This is a genomic window from Aeromonas molluscorum 848, assembly GCF_000388115.1.
In the GTDB taxonomy this organism is placed as follows: Bacteria; Pseudomonadota; Gammaproteobacteria; order Enterobacterales; family Aeromonadaceae; genus Aeromonas; species Aeromonas molluscorum.
In genome coordinates, this window is record NZ_AQGQ01000075.1 from 1 (window position 1) to 18,552 (window position 18,552).

An 18,552-nucleotide genomic window follows, 5' to 3' on the forward strand; every position below is an offset into this window, starting at 1 on the left:
AGCCAGGCCTGCTTCTATAGCGACTCAACCGTGCTGGCGGCCCAGGGCTCAGGCTGCGATCTGGTTGGTCATGCGGTGACTCAATTGCCCTATGCCCTGCTGACCGCTGCCATTGCATTTGTCGGCTTCATCATTATTGCCTGATTGCAGGCGGGTCAGTAACCCGCCTGCTCAGGTATTTGATAATTGAGGAGTATTCACTGGCAAGTCGCTGAATGTGCTGAAAATGTCCCATAACGGCCAAGTTTTCGGCAAACAGCATCAAAAGTAATATTTGTAGCCGAGTGCCGACTTGACACCCGGCGCCCGGCTCTTTAATATGCGCTTCGTCTCAACGAGACAGGCTATTCCTCCTTAGTTCAGTCGGTAGAACGGCGGACTGTTAATCCGTATGTCGCTGGTTCAAGTCCAGCAGGAGGAGCCAATTCCCTCGTAGTTCAGTCGGTAGAACGGCGGACTGTTAATCCGTATGTCACAGGTTCAAGTCCTGTCGAGGGAGCCAAATTTCAGTCCGATTGCTCTTCGGACGACAAAAACCCGCATCGCCTGGCGCCATGCGGGTTTTTTGTTGCCTTCCAGCTTCTCCTGTCACTCTCCATGGGCCCTGCCCCGCCATCTCTTTGGTCTGCTGTCTTGGCTCAGGCTGTACAGCACTGGCCTTGTGCCAATGCCCCATTCACAGCGGCGTGGCGCATTTGCGGTACTCGGTCGGGCTGACCCCCACCCGTTTCTTGAATACCCGCGAGAAATAGAGCTGATCGTCATACCCTACCTGCTGCCCGATCACCGCCACCGACATGGGGGTGGTTTGCAGCAAGAGCTTGGCCCGGATGATCCGCTGATCTTCGCGCCAGCGCACTATGCTCACCCCCACCTGCTCGCGAAAGAGATGAGCCAGCCGCGATGGCGAGAGGAACACCTTCTCGGCCAGCGCCTCGACGGAGATCTCCGAAGAGAGCGACTCGCTCAAGATCTGGCACGCCTCGTGGACCCGGTGATCCACCGTGGGGTAGTCAGTCAGGGAGGAGGCCTCGTAGCAGCGGATGAGCAAGCGCTCCAGCAGGTTCATCGCCAGCTGTTCGGACATGGGGCGGATCTGCTTGTGAGTCTCTTCGATATCGAGAAAAAGCCGGTCAAATTCCAGGAGCAACTGGCTATCCGCCAGATTCAAGCGCCCCACGTTCTCCACTCGCCGCGGCCATTTGAGCCAATCCGCCCAATAGGCTCTGGGCCGGAAATAGACCCAGCGGTGATACCACTCCTTTGCATCCGGCGCGCGGCAGTAATGGTGTACGGCAGCTGGCGGGAAGAGCAGCAGATCGCCAGGTTCGACCGTAAACGCCTGCTCCCCCCCGAAGATCTGGCCCTTGCCCTTGATGGTCAGGTTGACGATGAACCCCTTCATGCCAAGGGGTCTGTCGATGATGAAGTCCAGCGCACTCCCTTGCTCGATGGGCGTCATGCCGGACACCAGAAACACATCGAATGCGTAACCGGGTAGCAGGGGGTTGAGCTGTTTTGGCTTGTCTTTTTGCATCGAGGACATGGCAGAAAAAAGTTTTTCGGTAAAGAAATCAGCATGGTCCATTGTAGGGATTCATCCTTCGAACACGCTATCTGCTCGCCAACAGGGTGTGAAATTATTGAACTGGCTCACAATCACGCCCCTGACCGGGGTGGTGAACCGTCGGGAACAAGGCCAGCGGAGCGCTGGCCTGGGATCACGCCGACAATGGACTTCAGACTCGCGCCTTGCGCACCTGCTTGTAGCGGTCAAACAAGACGGCCGCGAGCAGGATCAGGCCGCGCACCACGTACTGGGCAAAGGGCGAGATATTGAGCAGGTTCATCGCATTCTCCATCAAGCCCAGGATCAGCACCCCAGCGATGATGTAGGAGATCTTGCCGATGCCCCCCTTCATGGAGACCCCGCCCAGCACGCAGGCGGAGATGACCACCAGCTCGAAACCGATGGAGGTCATGGGCTGGCCGGAGGTCATGCGCGACGCCAGTATGATGCCCGCGATGGAGGCAATCAGCCCGGTCATGGTGAAGATGATGATCTTGGTGCGCACCACGTTGACCCCGGCCAGGCGCGCCGCCTCTTCATTGCCCCCCATGGCCAGGGTATTGCGGCCAAAGGTGGTCTTGTTGAGCAGCAGGCCAAACAGCACGAAGCAGATGGCCGTCAGCCAGACCGGCGTCGGCACCCCCAGCCAGGCCGAATTGCCCAGCTCGAAGAAACCCTCTTCCACTATGCCCACCGCCTTGCCGTCCGAGATGATGTAGCCCACCCCGCGCGCCATCTGCATGGTGGCCAGCGTGGTAATGAGGGCGTTGATCTTGAATTTGGCCACGACTATGCCGTTGATGAGGCCAAACAACACCCCCACCGACATGCCGGCCAAGATGCCGACCGTGATGCTCTCGGTGGCGTTGATGCCGACCGCGCAGGCGACCCCGGAGCAGGCCACCACGGAGCCGACCGACATGTCGAACTCACCGGAGGCGAGGCAGAACAGCATGCCGCAGGCCACCATGCCGGACATGGAGACGGCCAGCCCCAGGCCGCGCATGTTGATCAGGCTGGCAAAGTTGGGGATGAACAGGCAGGCCAGCAGAAACAGGATGGCGAAGATCACCAGCATGCCGTATTGATCCCAGATGCGGGTCAATTGCTGCCGGGAGTGGCTTGCAGGAGAGATAGCCGCACTCTGTTGCGCAGAGGTAGTTGTAACCATGATTAAGTCCTCGTTATGTCACATCACTATCAGGCAGCACTAACGTGCCGGCATGGCCAGATTGAGTGCCTTGATTTCATCGGCGTCATCGTGGGAGAGCTCCCCGGCGATCACCCCTTCCCGCATGACCATGATCCGATCCGCAATGCCCAGCACCTCCGGCAGCTCGCTCGATACCACCACCACGGCGATACCCACCCTGGCCAGATCGTAAATCACGTTGTAAATCTCGTTTTTTGCCCCGACATCGATGCCCCGGGTCGGCTCGTCGAGCAAAATCACCTTCATCTCTTCGGAGAGCCAGCGGCCCAGAATGGCCTTCTGCTGGTTGCCACCGGAGAGGTGCATGATGGCCTGCGACGCGGACGGGGTCTTGACTCGCATATCGCGGATCCGCAGCCGCGCGTTCTCGTCTTCCCATTTCTGATTGATCCAGAAGCCCCCCCACGCCTTGTGGCGCCGGGCACTGATGTTGATGTTCTCCTGCACCGAATGGATGGGAATGATGCCGAGCGCCTTTCTGTCTTCGGTGCAGAGCATGATGCCGCTGCGAATGGCATCGATGGGGTTGCGAATGGGCACCTGTTTGCCAAACACCGCGATCTCGCCGGAGACCATCTTGTCGGCGCCAAAGATGAGTTTCATCAGCTCGCTGCGACCGGCGCCCACCAGCCCGAAGATGCCGAGGATCTCGCCGCGCTTCACCTCAAGCGAGACTGGTGCCTTCAACCCGGGTCCCATCAGATTGTGCACCCGCAAGCCCACCTCCCCCATAGGGCGGGGACTGTAGCCATAGATATCGGTCAGCTCGCGCCCCACCATGGTCTTGACCAATAGATCGCGGCTCACCTCGGCGATGTCGTCAAAGGTGCGCACGAACTGGCCATCCTTGAAGACGGTGATGGCGTCGCACAGGGCGAAGATCTCGTCCATCCGGTGAGAGACGTACAAAATGACCTTACCCTCGTCGCGCAGCTGACGAATGACCCGAAACAGCTGCTCTATCTCGCGGGACGAGAGGCTGCTGGTCGGCTCGTCAAAGGCGATGATGCGGGCATCCCGGGTCAGGGCCTTGGCGATTTCCACCATCTGCCACTGGCCCAGCGACAGGTACTTGAGCGGCGTCTCCGGCGGTATGTCCATCCCCAGCCTGGCCAGCTGTCTGGCCGCATCCTGATAGAGTTTCTCCCGGTCGATGACTCCGCGGCGGGTCGGCAGCTGACCCAGGTAGATGTTCTCGGCCAGGGTCATCTCGGGGATCAGATGCAACTCCTGATAGATGATGGCGATGCCGCTCTCCAGGGCATCGACCGTGCTGTCGAAGACGCGCGCCTGGCCATCGAGCTTGACGGTACCCGCCGTGGGCGCCTGAAAACCGCTCAGGATCTTGAGCAGGGTGGATTTGCCCGCCCCGTTTTCGCCCATCAAGGCGTGTATGCTGCCCCGATGGCAGGAGAAGGAGACATTTTGCAGCGCCTTGACGCCAGGGAACTCCTTGCTGATGCTGCAAAACTCCAGATAAGGAACTGACTGATTCATGTGTTCACTCCAACCAACCTGCATGACGTAACGGCGCCATGCAGGTATCGATGTCACGGTTCAAACTGCGCCGATCACAAACCTTTCTTTTGCAGCTCGGCCTTGAAGTTGTCACGGGTGATCAGCACCACGTCGGTCACTTCGGTGAACTTGGCAGGCTCGACACCGTTCACTACCCAGTCATGGAGCATCTGGATGCTCTTGTAGCCATGCACATCCGGGCTTGGCAGCAAGGAGCCCAGAAAGCCGGTCGCACTGGACTTGGAGAGCTCGTTCACCGCATCCACCCCATTGATGCCGATTCCGATGACGTTGTCAGCCTTGAAACCCTGCCCTTCGGTGGCACGCACGCCGCCGAGCACCGTATTGTCGTTCATGCCGACGATGAGCCAGTTCTTCACCTCGGGATGCTGCACCAGCATGGAGTTGGCCGCGTCCAGCGCCCCCGGAATGTCGTTGGCCTTGGTCGGAGAGCGGTAGATCTGGGCATCGGGGAAACCGGCGGCCTTGAGCGCACTCAAGGAACCCTCGACCCGGCGACGGGCGGTATCCAGTTCGTCAGCCGTGATGGCCAGCACCCCGGTACTCTTCACATCCCACTGGCGTTTTTGCATCTCCTTATAGAGCTCCTGACCCTGGCGCTCACCAATCTTGCTGGCGGCCATCATCACCAGCGGCACCTGCTCCATGGGCTGGCCCTTGGCGTTGACGAACTGATCGTCCACTGTGATGACTTTCAGATCCAGGCTCCTGGCCTTGGCCATGATGGCCGAGCCCAGCTTGGGATCCGGGGTACAGATGACGAAGCCCTTGGCGCCGTTGGCCGCCAGGCTGTCGATGGCATTGAGGGTCTTCTCGCCATCGGGTACCGCTATCTTGATGACGTCAAAACCGAGATCCTTGCCCGCCTTGTCGGCGAAGTTCCACTCGGTCTGGAACCAGGGCTCCTCCGGCTGCTTGACCAGGTAACCCAGCTTCAACTCCTCGGCTGAAAAAGCAGTATTTGCTATACCAAGAGCCAAACCAACCGCGACCAGACTTTTAACTATTTTGTTCATGCCTTTGTCTCCAATGTTCCATCAATCCATGCTTCAAGGAGGCGCTACGTCTTTAACCTCTCAAGGCGTAGACACATAAAAACTTGTTCAAACATGTAGTTATTATTTTGTCCAAATGAGCGACACAAGTTGTAAACGTTTTCCCAATAAAAAATGGAGAGCAAGATCACGTCATGAAACTGTAGCTATTTTGTCTATGTTTTTAGCAAAATAGTTACATGCACCTTTTTTGAGGGGCATCACCCTCTGGCATTGACAGCTTAAATATCCATATTTCCAGCAGTCGATTGCTAACCGCCCCTTCCTCTCATCTCCTATGGTTCCTCCCCAGTCCCCTCTCATTGATGGTCAGGAGCACCTATGTCTGAGCACCCCGGATCTGAACAGATCGTCATCGGCCTCGATTTTGGCAGTGACTCGGTCAGAGCCCTCGCCGTGCGTTGTCACGATGGCGCGGAACTCGCAACCCATGTTGTCTATTACCCCCGCTGGCAGGCAGGCCAATATTGCCAGCCGGTCCATAACCAGTTTCGTCATCACCCCCTCGACTACATGGAGTCCATGGAGCAGGCCGTGGTGAACGTGGTTGGCCAGCTCTCCCCTGCCCAGCGCGCCGCGGTGCGCGCCATCGGGGTGGACAGTACCGGCTCGACCCCGGCGCCCATCGACGAAACCGGTCGGGTGCTGGCCCTGCGCCCGGAATTTGCCGACAACCCCAATGCTATGTTCGTGCTGTGGAAGGATCACACCGCCATCGAAGAGGCGGAGGCCATCACGGCGCTCTGCCACGGCGGCCAGTTCCCCGACTACAGTCGCTACATAGGCGGCATCTACTCCTCCGAGTGGTTCTGGGCCAAGATCCTGCACGTCTCCCGCAGCGATGCTGCGGTGCGCGCCGCCGCCTGCAACTGGGTCGAGCTGTGCGACTGGGTGCCCGCCATCCTGAGCGGCACCCAGGCCCCGGCCGACATCAAACGCGGGCGCTGCGCCGCCGGTCACAAATCCTTGTGGCACCCGAGCTGGGGCGGCCTGCCCTCTGCCGATTTCCTCAATGCCCTGGATCCCTTGCTGACCCAGGATCTCGACTCCCCGCTCTTTAGCGACAGCTGGACCGCCGATCTGCCGGTCGGCACCCTGACCCCGGAGTGGGCCGAGCGTCTGCATCTGAGCTGCGAAGTAGTCATTGCAGGAGGGGCGTTTGATTGCCACATGGGCGCGGTAGGCGCCGGGGCAGGCAACAATGCCCTGGTGAAGGTGATAGGCACTTCCACCTGCGACATCCTGATCGCCGACGAGGCCACCATAGACGCGCGCGCGATCAAAGGGATCTGCGGCCAGGTGGACGGCAGCGTGGTGCCGGGAATGGTGGGGCTGGAGGCGGGCCAATCGGCCTTTGGCGACATCTATGCCTGGTATCAGCGTCAACTGAGCTGGCCGCTGGATCAGCTCGCCACCCAGTATCCCGAGCTACGCACCGCCATCGAGACCCAGAAACAGCAGCTGTTGCCCAGCCTAGCCGCCACCTGGGAGCAGCAACGTGATCTGGCCCATCTGCCGGTGGTGCTCGACTGGTTCAATGGCCGGCGCACCCCCTACGCCAACCAGCGCCTACAAGGCACCATCACGGGACTCAATCTGGGGACAGATGCCCCCGACTCTTTGGTGCCCTGGTGGCCGCCACCGCCTTTGGTGCCCGCAGCATCATGGAGTGCATGACCCGCCAGCAGGTGCCGGTGGAACAGGTGATTGCCCTTGGCGGCATTGCCCGCAAATCCGCCACCGTGATGCAGACCTGCGCCGACGTGATGAACCGTCCCATCCAGGTGGTGGGCTCGGATCAGTGCTGCGCCCTCGGCGCCGCCATCTTTGCCGCCGTGGCGGCCGGGATCCATGCCGATGTGGCGAAGGCCCAGCAGCACATGGCGAGCGCCATCGAGCGCACCCACCAGCCGGATCCGGTACGGGTCGCCGAATATGAGCGGCTCTATCAGCGCTATCTCGCCTGGGGCGCCGCCGCCGAGCCGCTCTACAACCGGGGGGCCGTCGCATGAACCTCAACACCCTCAAGGAACAAGTACTGACCGCCAACCTGGACTTGCCGCGCCACGGTCTGGTGACCTTCACCTGGGGCAACGTGAGCGGCATCGACCGGGAGCGGGGTCTGGTGGTCATCAAGCCCAGCGGCGTCAGCTACGACAAGATGTGCGTGCAAGACATGGTGGTGCTGGATCTCGCGGGCAAGCAGGTCGAGGGGACCCTGCGCCCCTCCTCCGACACCGCCACCCATCTGGTGCTCTATCGCACTTACCCTGAGCTCGGTGGCGTGGTGCATACCCACTCCACCCACGCCACCGCCTGGGCCCAGGCGTGCCGCCCCATCCCGATTTTTGGCACCACCCAGGCCGACTACTTCCACGGCGAGATCCCCTGCTCGCGCCTGCTCACCCCAAGGGAGGTCGAAGAGGATTACGAGGGGCTGACCGGTCATCTCATCGTCGAGACGCTCAAGCAGACCCCCATTCTCACCATGCCGGGGGTGCTGGTGGCCAACCACGGGCCCTTCAGTTGGGGCAAGGACGCCGATGAGGCGGTGCACAACGCCGTGGTGCTGGAAGAGGTGGCGCGCATGGCCTGGCTCACCGGCCAGATAAACCCCCAGGCTCAACCCCTGCCCGACTACCTGCTGGAGAAACACTACCAGCGCAAACATGGCAAACACGCCTATTACGGCCAGACAAAGGCCTAAACAGAGGACACCAAGATGGAATTCATGAAACAGCTGGAAGTGTGGTTCCTGGTCGGCAGCCAGCACCTGTATGGCGCCACCACCCTGAAGCAGGTGGCCGATCACGCCCACACCATCACCAGCCAGCTCAACGAGGGGGCCGGGCTGCCCATCAAGATAGTGCTCAAGCCCACCGGCACCACCCTCGATGAAATAAGCAGCGTCGCTCGCGATGCCAACCACAGCGAGCAGTGCGTCGGGCTCATGGTGTGGATGCACACCTTCTCCCCCGCCAAGATGTGGATCCCGGCCCTCAGTCAGCTGCAAAAGCCCCTGCTGCAATTTCACACCCAGTTCAACCGCGATCTGCCCTGGGGCGAGATCGACATGGACTTCATGAACCTGAACCAGACCGCCCACGGCGGCCGCGAGTTCGGTTTCATGGGGGCCCGTCTGCGGCTGCCACGCACCGTAGTGGTCGGCCACTGGCAAGATGAAGAAGCCAGGAGCAAGATCGGCAACTGGATGCGCATCGCCGCCGCCATTCACGACAGCCGCCACCTCAAGATCGCCCGCTTTGGCGACAACATGCGCAACGTGGCCGTCACCGAAGGCGACAAGATTGAAGCCCAGATCCAGTTCGGTTATCAGGTGAACTACCACCCGGTCGGCGATCTGGTCAAAGTGATCGACGCCGTGCCCGCCGCCGACATCGAGGCGCTGCTGGTCGAGTATGAACAGACCTATACCCTGAGCGAGGCGGTACAGCTGGGCGGCCCGCAGCGGGGATCCCTCTATGAAGCGGCGCGCCAGGAGCTGGGGATGAAGAAATTCCTCACCGACGGTGGCTTTGGCGCCTTCACCACCACCTTCGAGGATCTCCACGGCCTGCACCAACTGCCGGGGCTGGCCTGCCAGCGCCTGATGCAGCAGGGCTTCGGCTTTGGGGCGGAGGGGGACTGGAAGACCGCGGCCCTGCTGCGCACCCTCAAGGTGATGGGGGCAGGCCTGCCGGGGGGGGCCTCCTTCATGGAGGACTACACCTACCACCTGGAGGCGGGCAACAACCTGGTACTGGGATCCCACATGCTGGAGGTGTGCCCCTCCATCGCAGCCGAGAAGCCACTGCTCGATGTCCAGCACCTGGGGATAGGCAAGAAGGCCGCACCGGCCCGCCTGCTGTTTGCAGCCCCTGCCGGCAAGGCGGTCAACGCGAGCCTCATCGATCTCGGCAATCGCTTCCGGCTGGTGGTCAATGAGTTGAACGTGGTGGACTTGCCGCAGGCCATGCCCAAGCTGCCGGTCGCCAGTGCCCTCTGGGCCCCTCTGCCGAGCCTGCAGATCAGTGCCGAGGCCTGGATCCTGGCGGGCGCAGCCCACCACTCGGTGTTCACCCAGGCGGTAGATATCGAGCAACTGCGCACCTTCGCCGACATCATGGGCATCGAATGCGTGGTGATTGACGCAGCCACCCAGATCCCGGCCCTCAAACAGGCGCTGCAGTGGAACGAGGTCTACTACAAGCTCTGCCGCTAAGGCCATCCGCCCCCGCTCGCGGGGGCTTCTTGCATCCCATGGTCAGTCAACCCACGCGCGCCAACCCCCACTCCCTTGTCCCATTCGAACAGGCCACCGCCACCGGGCAACGGCCCCGCTCCCCTGCCCGCGCAACCAGGGCAACCATTCGAGGCGAATGCGACACGCAAACCTGCTGCGCAGCATGTTGTATCACAGCCATTTGAGTCATAATCCCTCTCCCTGTCTTAGCCAAGGAGTGTCCATGGGTCGCTTCAATCTATTGCTTACCAGCAGCCGTCTCATGATGCTGCCTTTCTATATTTGCATGTTGCTCAGCGTATTGCTGTTGATGGTCAAATTTGCCATCAAGCTCTACGAGCTGGGGCGCGATATTTTTACCATCCATTATCTGGATCTGGTGACCGGGGTGCTGACCCTGGTGGATTTTGTGCTGGTGGCCCAGATGTTGATCCTGGTTGCCCTGTGCGGTTATGTGCAATTCATCAAAACCCCGGAGCAGCGTGCCGCCCTTGGCGATAACTGGCTTTACAAGATCAATTTTGCCTCGCTGAAGCTCATCGTCATCAACTCCCTGGTCACCATCGCCGGGATAGAAGTCCTCAAGGCCTTCCTCGAAGATGGGGTCGGCAACGAGACCGAGATGAAGTGGTCGGTCATCGTGTTCCTCGCCTTCTCCACCGCCGCGCTTATCTACGCCATCACGGAGCGGCTGGCGGATCATGACCACAAGCCTGCCAAATCCTGAGCAAAACCCCCAGACGCCGCGCTGTTGGCGCCTTCACCAGAGGGGCATTACAGTTGACGAGTCAATCCAACCAAGAGTGATTAGCATATGAAAAGAGTGATCATCACGGCGGCTGGCTTGCTGCTCCTGGCCGCCCCTGCAGCCTACGGGATCAGCGCCAAATATCGCCAGCAGCTCGAACAATCCGGTTGTACCCAGATGTCGGAAGCCGAGGGCTGCGACATCAACAAGAGCAAGGCGGAAAATGCCAAGGCTGGCTTCAGTAACCCGGCGGCAGAGAGTGCCCCTGCCAGCCAGAGCCCCCCCTACGCCGGACAGTGGGTGGCCAAGAGCAGCGACGGCAACACGGTGGCGACCATTCGCATCGATGGTAGCGAACACGTCTGGGTCAATGGCAAGAAAGTCAGTGCCAAGCGCAGTGATGGCGCCCTGGAATTTAAGCAAGGCATGATCGTTTACCGTATCCAGGGGGACCGAAACCTGAAGGGCCAGGATACCTGGTACGACACGGACGCCGGAACCAAAGGGCCGATCCAACCCGAATAGCCCGTGCATAGAGAGACAGGGCCCGCAAATCCCGTGGCCCTGTCGCTATTTTTCCTGCCAGTATTGCAATCTCTCTTCTACTTGCCTTGTCCCTTTCTTCGCAAGAGCGGCCTCACCCCGCGTTGCCACGAATGCCAGGAGAGAAGCGCAACGACCTGTATGCTCCAGGCGAGTGCCGTGGTTTTATTCAGCTTCTATTCATTGATTAACGAATTGATAATTCTTTTCATTGCCCTTACCCCATTGTAGACTTGCTGCGCCTGGGGTCATTCCCCGGCAGTGGAGCCGTTATGACCAGTCTTTTCCTCTCACCACGACACCTCTGGCAATGGTTGGCCTATCACCATCAGGCCGCCGAGGGCAGCCTCTATCTGATGTTCTTCTCCGGCCTGCTGTTGTGGGAACCGCTGACCCCTGTCTGGTCGCTGGCGCGCTGGAACCTGTTTTTGCATGTGCTGCTCTCCCTCTCCCTGTTCCCACTGCTGTTTGGCGCCTTCTGGCTCTCTCATCGCCGTCTGCTACGCCATAGCCGCAAGCCCTTCTTGCGCACCACGGGTCGCATCATCGAGGGCTTGCTGCTGCTCTGTCTCGGCAGTGGCCTGCTGTTGCTATTGCATGGCACACCGGGCGATCGCCTGGGCTCACTGGCAAGCTGGGCCCATTGGCTTAGCGCTCTGCTTCTCACTCCCCTGGTGCTGCGCCACGCCTGGCGCTGGACCCTGCTCAGATGGCGTTCCTGATCCCATGTTGAAGTGGCTGCTATCTTGCCTGCTCGCGGCGACCTGGCTGATGGGCGCCTCAGGCGCTCATGCCCAGCAGATGGGCAGCGCCCTGGCAGCCTATGAAAAGGGGGATGCCCCCCGCCTCGTCACGGCCAACCTCAGTGGCGGCTCCGTCACCCTGCTCGCACGGGATAGCGGTGAGCGGCTTGAAGAGGTGCGCTTTGGCGGGGATCTTCGTCAAGTTGCAAGAGCCGACAACGGTAACCTGCTGGTCACCGACTACAGCGGCGATCGCCTGCTGCTGCTCAATGAGGATCTCCGTCTTGAAAAGGTGATCCCCACCGGTCATCGCCCCTATGGCGTCATCTTCGATCCCAAACGTCGCTGGTTCTGGGTCACCCTGTTCGAGGCGGGCAGGCTGCAGGCTTATGACAGTGCAGGCAAGCGTCAGCTAGATCTGGACGCTGGCGACACCCCGCGCGGACTGGCACTCACCGACGATGACCGCTTGCTGCTCACCCGCGCCATGACAGGCCAGCTGGCCATCTACAACCTGGCCAGCCTCAGGAAAACCGCCGCGGGGGCCGACTTGGCCAATCCCCACATCATTACCCTGGCCGAGACCCACAGCGACACGCCAAGCGACTCCCAGGGCCTGCCGCGCCTGCTCGATGGCATCAGCCTCTCCCCCGATGGCAGCGAGGCCTGGCTGCCCCATGTGCTGTGGAGCTTCAGTCACCCCTTCCAGTTTCAGAGCACCGTCTTCCCGGCGGTCTCCATCATAGATCTCGAGACGCAACGTGAACGGGTCGATGAGCGAAAGCAGCTGTTTTTGCAGATCAATTTGCCCAATGTCGGCAATCGCAGCCAGATTGTCTCCAACCCCTTCGCCGCCCGCTTCGCCGCCGATGGCAAGCGGGTCTACCTGACGCTTGCGGGATCCGAAGACCTGCTGGTGTTTGACTTGTCGCGCAGCGGCAAGCAGAACAGCAACCGCCACAGACGCAAGAAGTTCCAGGGGGGCGCCAAGGCGACCCAGTTGCTGCGCCATCTGCCGGGTCAGAACCCCAGAGACCTGCTGGTCGAGGGCGACCATATTCTGGTCCAAAACGCCATGAGCCAGGATCTCACCCGGCTCAATCGCGGCGGTCCCGGCCCCTTCGCCCGCGTCACCGTCGATAATCCCCGTTTCGCCACACTGGTCGAAGCAGATCCACGCCCGGCGGCTCTCAAGCGGGGGGAGCGCTTGTTCAATCTGGGCAACACCTTCGGCAACGACGGCGCCAGTCGCCGCTTCCCCATGGCGGGAGACAACTGGATGAGTTGCAACTCCTGTCATCTGGACGGTTTCAACTTCACCAACCGCGCCCTGATGCAGGCCCATCGCCAACATAGCCGTGATAACGCCATCAACGGCCACGCCAATCTTACCAACATGGTGGCGGGGGACTTCATCGGTGAATACCTGCGCATGACCCAGCAGACCCAAGGCGGCATGGGTCATGACAGCCGCGACGGCGCGCAACTTGTCGATCCGGCCAATCCGCCGCCCGAGGTAAAGGCCATGATGGAAGATTTGCACGCCTTCGTGACCTCGGATGGCAACCTGCCCTACCTCGCCAGCTGGCTGCGACTCGATGCGCCGCGCAGGGATCCCGCCAAGGCGCCGACCACTCATCCCAAGGAGTGGCTCAACTCCGCCTCCTGCCAGAACTGCCACCAACAGGCCTTCGCAGACTGGAGCGACAGCAATCACCGGCTGATGGGCAACTCCCACCCCTACTACAAGGTGGTGCAGCAACTGGCCCGGGAAACAGAAGGCGAGGCTTTCGGCCAATGGTGCCAGAGCTGCCACATGCCCCAGCAGGTGATGACCGGCCAGACCGCACTGCCCAAGGGCTCCCACATGTTCGAGCGAGGTGGTGCTTCCCTTGTCAAGGCGCACCAAGCGGGAGAGCCAGTGGTGGAAGAGGGGACCAGCTGTCTGTTCTGCCATCGCATCACCCGGTTGGAAGACGCTGGCGGCAATGGCGCCGTCACGGTGAATCTCAAAGACAGGGAGAGCTATGTGTTCGAAGATGCCCCCCGGTGGCAGCGTCCGTCACTGGCTGGCCGAGCGGCAGATCAATGCCCGTCCGGCGATGCACAGGGCCTCCTATCAGAAAGACTTCTATCAGGATGCGGCCCTGTGCAAATCCTGCCACAACGAGTTTGCCCCGGGCACCGGCGCCAACATCGTCAACACCTGGGATGAGTGGCAACAATCGAGCTTTGCCACGGCCAAAGACCCGGCCAAGCATCGTACCTGCATCGACTGCCACATGAATCCGGATCCTGGCAACGGTGGCGCCCCTGTGGCGGGCCAGTCAACTGAAAACGGCACAGTGAAAGAGCGGCTCTATCGCCACAATTTTACCGGCGCCCAGCACCAGCTGGTGGGGCTGCGCAATGCCGAGCTTGAACAGGAGAGCCTGGCGCTGTTGCGATCCAGCGCGACGCTCTCTGCCCGTATCGAACAGGCTGCCGATGGGCAGCAACTGGTGGTGCGGGTCGCCAATACCGGCGCAGGCCATGCCCTGCCCACCGGGGTCGCCGATTTTCGTGAACTCTGGCTGGAGCTGACCGTCACCGATGCCAGTGGCAAGCTGGTGCTCGCAAGCGGCCAGCCGGTGGATGGCAGCGTCCCCGAGGATGCCAGGCTGTTCAGGAAGGTATTCGGCGATGCCGACGGCAAGCCGGTGGGGCTCAAGTTCTGGCGCTACGCCAAGCTGCTCGAGGATACCCGCATCCCGGCCGATGGCTGGCGCGATGAGCGCTGGATGCTGCCTGCCGGGGCCCAGGGCCCCTTGCGCGCCGACATCAAACTCAATTTCCGCACCTACCCCAAGTGGGTCAACGACGCTGTGCGCGCCACCGAGCCGCAGTTGCCCGAGCCCCCGATAGTGCTACTCAACCGGCTACAACTGACCCAGTTGCAGCCCACTCAACTCTCCTCTGTCATGGAGCCTGAACGCTGATGTTTGCAAGTTTTCTCATTACCCTGCGCGAGGGGCTGGAAGCCTTCCTGCTGGTCGGCATCTGCCTCTCCTACCTCGCCAAGCTGGGGGCCAGCCGTTACAACAAGTTCATCTATCTGGGGGTGGGGCTGGGTCTCGTCGCCTCACTGATGGTGGCGTTTCTGTTCCAGGTGGTGGTCAGCCAGTTCGAGAGCGAACGCTACAACCACTTGCTGATGGCCGGGATCCTGATCTTCGCCACCCTGGTGCTGACCTACATGGCGGTATGGATGCAAAAGCAGGCCAAATCCCAGGTGGGGGCCATGACGGCGCGCATCGATGCGGCGATCGATGGTGGCAATCTGCTTGGCCTGGTGCTGCTCGCCTTTCTGGCGGTAATGCGCGAGGGGTTCGAAACCGTGCTGTTCTTCTCGGCCCTGGTCTATTCGGGCCAAGGGGTGGATCTCCATCAAGGGCTGATGGGCGCCCTGGCCGGGCTTGTGCTCTCGGTCATGCTGGTGTGGGGATTGCTGCGATCCACCCGCAAGGTGGCACTCGCCCCCTTCTTCCGTTGGACGGGCCTGCTCATCATCATCATCGCCGCCGGCCTGCTGTCGTCTGCCGTCAACATGCTGCAGGCGGCGGGGGTCATCACCTTCTGGACGGCCCCGGTGTTCAACATCAGCCATATCCTCGACGATCAGGGGGTTTTCGGCACCTTCTTGCGCGCACTGTTTGGCTACAATGCCTCACCGGCGGGCTTGCAGTTACTGACGTGGGTCACCTATCTGGTCATCTTCGTCACCCTCTGGCAACGCAGTTACAAGCAGGTCGAAGCGAGCAAGGCATAACCTCTCGTCGTCTGCAACGGGGCCTGCGGGCCCCCTTTTCTCTTTTTCGGATAGGTATTGATGGGCGATAACAGCATTCAAAAAGTTGCCGTACTGGGCGCAGGCCCCGCCGGATTGATGGCCGCCTGGCGCCTGCACCTGGCCGGTTTTGCGGTCACCCTGTTCGAGCAGGAGAGCGGCGTGGGTGGCATGTGCGCCACCCAGACCTTCAAGGGGCGCGACGGGGAGTACCGCTTCGATTACGGCGGGCACCGCTTCATCACCAAGAACCCCGAGCTGCTCGCCTTCATCGACGAACTGATGGGAGAAGATCTGCTCCACGCCGATCGCAAGAGCGTGATCCGCTTTGGCGGGCGCACCTATGACTACCCCCTGAACCTGAGCAATCTGCTCAAAACGGCACCCCTGCCCCTGATGGCCGGAGCGGTGAAGGATCTGCTGCTGTTGCCCTTCGCCAAGAAGCCGGCGGACTTTGCCAGCGCAAGCTTCGCCGACTGGATCATGAGCCACTTCGGCCGCACCCTCTATCGCCAGTTCTTCGAGGGCTACACCGCCAAGCTGTGGGGCATCAACCCGGACCGGCTCTCCGCCGACTGGGCTGGCCAGCGCATCAGCCTCATCGACTTGAAGGACGTGGCGCGCCGCCTGCTGCCAAGGCGCAAGGGCAGCCATTCGGTACGCACCTACGCCCGCAAGTATCGCTATCCCAAGTATGGCTTCGGCCAGATCTTCACCACCTTGGGAGAGCGGCTGGTGGCGGCAGGCGTGGAGCTCAAGACCGGCGCCACCATTACCCGGCTGACTCAAGCCGCTGACCGGATCGACCGGGTTCATTGGCAACAGGATGGCGTTGAACGGAGCGAGTCCTTTGATCAGGTGATCTCCACCCTGCCGCTGCCACTCACCTGCCAGCATCTGGGCTTGCCGTGCGATCTGCACTACCGTGCCCTGCGCTTCATCAACATGCCCCTCAATCAGGAGAACCTGTCGGACAACACCTGGCAGTACCTCTCCGACCCCCATATCCTGGCCACCCGCTTGCAGGAGCCGCGCCGGCGCAGCCCCTTTATGGCGCCGGTAGGCAAGACATCCGTGATGCTGGAAGTGCCCTGCACTCCGGGAGATGAAACCTGGCAGGCCCCGCTTGCCGATCTGCGCGGCCGGGTCAGCCAGGATCTGGAGAGTCTCGGGGTAGATACCCGCAAACTGGGGGATGAGACGTTCGAGGCGCGCAGTGAATATGCCTATCCGCTGATGGATCTTGGCTATCAGGGGCGGCGCGATGCTGCCATCCAGGCATTGATGCCGATTGGCAACCTCATCATGAGCGGTCGCCAGGGGACGTTTCGCTACATCTTCACCGACACCGCCATGGAGATGGGGCTGATGGCCGCCGACATGGTGATAGATGGTGTGGACAGACGTCACGCCATCTTCAATCATCGCAACGAGAACACCGTCATCGAGACCCAGAGCGTGGCGTGAGTGGCCCCTGGGAATAGAGTGAAAGACGATGTGGACGGACGCCTTGTCACTTTCAATCATCGCAACGAGAATACCGTCCTCGGGACCTTGGGTCTGGCCTGAGCGACTCATCGGAACCACATATTGGACACTAGGTATCGAACCAAGGAGCATAGGATGACCATCCGCCACGGCTTTATCGCCATCTTGTTACTTGCCACTGTGGGGCAGGCCCATGCTTACTCCTACGCGGCGGCAGGCAAGGAGCCCCTGATCGATGCCCGCGAGCAGCTGCTGAGTGCCGCGAGCGAGGGCCTGGATGGCAGCGCCATCTTGGCCGGGCTGAGCGAAGAGCTCAGCTATCTGGAGCAGCATCACAAGGTGGTGCTGCAAGCGCCCCTCGCCGCCGCCATCGCGGCCAAGGATGCCCAGGGCACGGCCGCCCTGCTCAATCGAGCCTACAAGGCCGAGATTGAACGCCGCCTGGAAGGCGCCAGGCAGAATCTGGGGGATTACCAAACCGCCAAGGTACTGGTCGTCAAGAGCAAACGCTTCCTGGATCTGATCCTGCCCTCCCTGAGTGAGGAGGATCGCACCGCAGCCGATCAGGCGCTGACCCAGGTCCTCGCCGCCATCGGCAACCCTGGGGTGTTCGGGGTCGGCGCCAAGCCTGCCGACAGTCAAGCCTTCGACAGCGCCGAACAGGCATTGATGGCCGTGCTGACGCCGCGCTGATTGCAGCCATTGACACGATCTCTGTCCCCACATCCCCAACCCCTCTCTTGCCGGAGGCGTTGGGGGCACGGAGCCAGCCGCCAGGTTTGGCTGCTGGCCCTGTTGCAAGTGGTCTGGATGGTGTGGCTCCTGGGCTTCCCTGTGGCGCTCGATTCTGACGATGCCCTCAATTTTGCCCACGGGGTGACGCGTTTTAGCGTGCTCGAGTTCGCCCCCCACTTTCCAGGCTACCCCGTCTTCATCTGGCTGGCCCGGCTGCTCAATCTGGGTCTGGCAGACTCCATTGCAGCCGTGCACTATGCCAGCCTGCTCGGAACTGTTCCTATCCCTCCCCTGCTCGCCTGGCTGGTAGTGCGTCGCTGGCAGGCCCCTGGCTTGCTCGCGCCTTTCTGGTTGCTTGGCCTTGGCCTGCCACTGGTGCCTGCCTTGGGGCTGGCAGGCCTGTCCGATGGCCCGGCGCTGGCCGCTTGGCTTGGCGCCCTGCTCGCGCTGACCCCACGCACCCATGCCACAGCGAGCGCACGCAGGTTGATGCTGGCCGGGGCGCTCATCGGCATCATGCTGGGCCTTCGGCCCTCCTACTTCGTATTGGCCCTGCTGCCACTGCTGCTCGGCGGGCAAGGAGGGCGCACCCGGTGCTTGCTGCTGCCCATCCTGTTGGTGGGCCTGCTCTGCCTGGCCTTTGTCTGGCAGGGGGATGGCTGGGCCTATTTTAGCGAGGGACGCCGTTTCACCAGCGGCCACTTCACCCTGTGGGGCAATACGGCGGCGGCCCATGGGGATCGCCTGCTGAGCTGGTATCAGACGCTCAATACCCAGTTCAGTCCGCTCTGGCCGCTGGCCTTGCCCCTCCTCTGGCTCGGCATCCGCAACATGGCGACAGCGGGCGGG

Annotated in this window: 13 protein-coding genes, 2 tRNA genes and 3 pseudogenes; 14 read left to right on the forward strand and 4 right to left on the reverse strand. The window is 61.3% G+C overall.

Features of this window, described 5'->3' with window-relative positions:
* Nucleotides 1-30: 30 nt before the first annotated feature.
* The 3 genes from G113_RS21985 to G113_RS11440 all read left to right on the forward strand — a co-directional run bounded on the left by G113_RS21985 (nt 31) and on the right by G113_RS11440 (nt 502).
* On the forward strand, nt 31-144 hold the full coding sequence (locus G113_RS21985; RefSeq protein WP_269077637.1) for a hypothetical protein: 114 nt from the start codon (nt 31-33) through the stop codon (nt 142-144).
* Nucleotides 145-348: 204 nt separating this feature from the next.
* Nucleotides 349-424 (forward strand) — tRNA-Asn (locus G113_RS11435).
* A gap of 2 nt (nt 425-426) precedes the next feature.
* A tRNA-Asn gene (locus tag G113_RS11440) sits at nt 427-502 on the forward strand.
* Nucleotides 503-676: 174 nt separating this feature from the next.
* Here the strand turns inward: G113_RS11440 and araC are convergent.
* From araC to G113_RS11460, 4 genes are all read right to left on the reverse strand, one after another.
* The gene (gene araC / locus G113_RS11445; RefSeq protein WP_005901886.1) at nt 677-1,588 is read right to left on the reverse strand and encodes an arabinose operon transcriptional regulator AraC; all 912 of its coding nucleotides are present in this window, start codon (nt 1,586-1,588) and stop codon (nt 677-679) included.
* Between the two features lie 151 nt (nt 1,589-1,739).
* Complete coding sequence (gene araH / locus G113_RS11450) at nt 1,740-2,741, reverse strand: L-arabinose ABC transporter permease AraH (RefSeq protein WP_040319157.1); 1,002 nt, start codon at nt 2,739-2,741, stop codon at nt 1,740-1,742.
* A 39-nt stretch (nt 2,742-2,780) separates the two neighbouring features.
* Entirely contained in the window at nt 2,781-4,280 is a 1,500-nt protein-coding gene (gene araG / locus G113_RS11455; protein ID WP_005901890.1) for an L-arabinose ABC transporter ATP-binding protein AraG, read from the reverse strand.
* A gap of 74 nt (nt 4,281-4,354) precedes the next feature.
* Nucleotides 4,355-5,338 (reverse strand): arabinose ABC transporter substrate-binding protein, encoded by a 984-nt coding sequence (locus G113_RS11460; protein ID WP_005901893.1) that lies wholly within the window; start codon nt 5,336-5,338, stop codon nt 4,355-4,357.
* Between the two features lie 360 nt (nt 5,339-5,698).
* Between G113_RS11460 and G113_RS11465 the strand changes: the two are divergent.
* From G113_RS11465 to G113_RS11515, 11 genes and pseudogenes are all read left to right on the forward strand, one after another.
* Nucleotides 5,699-7,389: pseudogene (locus tag G113_RS11465) on the forward strand (ribulokinase).
* Nucleotides 7,386-8,084, forward strand: coding sequence for an L-ribulose-5-phosphate 4-epimerase (locus tag G113_RS11470; protein ID WP_005901895.1), 699 nt, complete (start codon nt 7,386-7,388; stop codon nt 8,082-8,084). The pseudogene G113_RS11465 and the gene G113_RS11470 overlap by 4 nt, the downstream one beginning before the upstream one ends.
* 15 nt (nt 8,085-8,099) lie before the next feature.
* Nucleotides 8,100-9,599, forward strand: coding sequence for an L-arabinose isomerase (gene araA / locus G113_RS11475; protein ID WP_005901897.1), 1,500 nt, complete (start codon nt 8,100-8,102; stop codon nt 9,597-9,599).
* Between the two features lie 244 nt (nt 9,600-9,843).
* Entirely contained in the window at nt 9,844-10,347 is a 504-nt protein-coding gene (locus tag G113_RS11480) for a YqhA family protein (RefSeq protein ID WP_005901899.1), read from the forward strand.
* A gap of 87 nt (nt 10,348-10,434) precedes the next feature.
* Entirely contained in the window at nt 10,435-10,893 is a 459-nt protein-coding gene (locus G113_RS11485) for a hypothetical protein (RefSeq protein WP_005901901.1), read from the forward strand.
* Nucleotides 10,894-11,183: 290 nt separating this feature from the next.
* Nucleotides 11,184-11,633, forward strand: coding sequence for a hypothetical protein (locus tag G113_RS11490; RefSeq protein WP_005901902.1), 450 nt, complete (start codon nt 11,184-11,186; stop codon nt 11,631-11,633).
* A gap of 4 nt (nt 11,634-11,637) precedes the next feature.
* A pseudogene (locus tag G113_RS11495) lies at nt 11,638-14,632 on the forward strand (YncE family protein).
* The gene (locus G113_RS11500) at nt 14,632-15,462 is read left to right on the forward strand and encodes an FTR1 family iron permease (protein ID WP_005901904.1); all 831 of its coding nucleotides are present in this window, start codon (nt 14,632-14,634) and stop codon (nt 15,460-15,462) included. Before G113_RS11495 ends, G113_RS11500 begins: the two are co-directional and overlap by 1 nt.
* A gap of 60 nt (nt 15,463-15,522) precedes the next feature.
* On the forward strand, nt 15,523-16,947 hold the full coding sequence (locus tag G113_RS11505) for an FAD-dependent oxidoreductase (RefSeq protein WP_005901906.1): 1,425 nt from the start codon (nt 15,523-15,525) through the stop codon (nt 16,945-16,947).
* Nucleotides 16,948-17,103: 156 nt separating this feature from the next.
* The gene (locus G113_RS11510) at nt 17,104-17,661 is read left to right on the forward strand and encodes a hypothetical protein (protein WP_005901908.1); all 558 of its coding nucleotides are present in this window, start codon (nt 17,104-17,106) and stop codon (nt 17,659-17,661) included.
* Nucleotides 17,662-17,751: 90 nt separating this feature from the next.
* A pseudogene (locus G113_RS11515) lies at nt 17,752-18,552 on the forward strand (hypothetical protein); the annotation flags it as partial.

Bases quoted from the DNA above. Each gene is read 5' to 3' on its own strand.
- araH (WP_040319157.1), bottom strand. From the start codon at position 2,741: ATGGTTACAACTACCTCTGCGCAACAGAGTGCGGCTATCTCTCCTGCA.
- G113_RS11505 (WP_005901906.1), top strand. From the start codon at position 15,523: ATGGGCGATAACAGCATTCAAAAAGTTGCCGTACTGGGCGCAGGCCCC.
- G113_RS11500 (WP_005901904.1), top strand. From the start codon at position 14,632: ATGTTTGCAAGTTTTCTCATTACCCTGCGCGAGGGGCTGGAAGCCTTC.
- G113_RS11480 (WP_005901899.1), top strand. From the start codon at position 9,844: ATGGGTCGCTTCAATCTATTGCTTACCAGCAGCCGTCTCATGATGCTG.
- G113_RS11490 (WP_005901902.1), top strand. From the start codon at position 11,184: ATGACCAGTCTTTTCCTCTCACCACGACACCTCTGGCAATGGTTGGCC.
- G113_RS11470 (WP_005901895.1), top strand. From the start codon at position 7,386: ATGAACCTCAACACCCTCAAGGAACAAGTACTGACCGCCAACCTGGAC.
- G113_RS11460 (WP_005901893.1), bottom strand. From the start codon at position 5,338: ATGAACAAAATAGTTAAAAGTCTGGTCGCGGTTGGTTTGGCTCTTGGT.
- G113_RS11510 (WP_005901908.1), top strand. From the start codon at position 17,104: ATGACCATCCGCCACGGCTTTATCGCCATCTTGTTACTTGCCACTGTG.
- araA (WP_005901897.1), top strand. From the start codon at position 8,100: ATGGAATTCATGAAACAGCTGGAAGTGTGGTTCCTGGTCGGCAGCCAG.
- G113_RS11485 (WP_005901901.1), top strand. From the start codon at position 10,435: ATGAAAAGAGTGATCATCACGGCGGCTGGCTTGCTGCTCCTGGCCGCC.
- araC (WP_005901886.1), bottom strand. From the start codon at position 1,588: ATGGACCATGCTGATTTCTTTACCGAAAAACTTTTTTCTGCCATGTCC.
- araG (WP_005901890.1), bottom strand. From the start codon at position 4,280: ATGAATCAGTCAGTTCCTTATCTGGAGTTTTGCAGCATCAGCAAGGAG.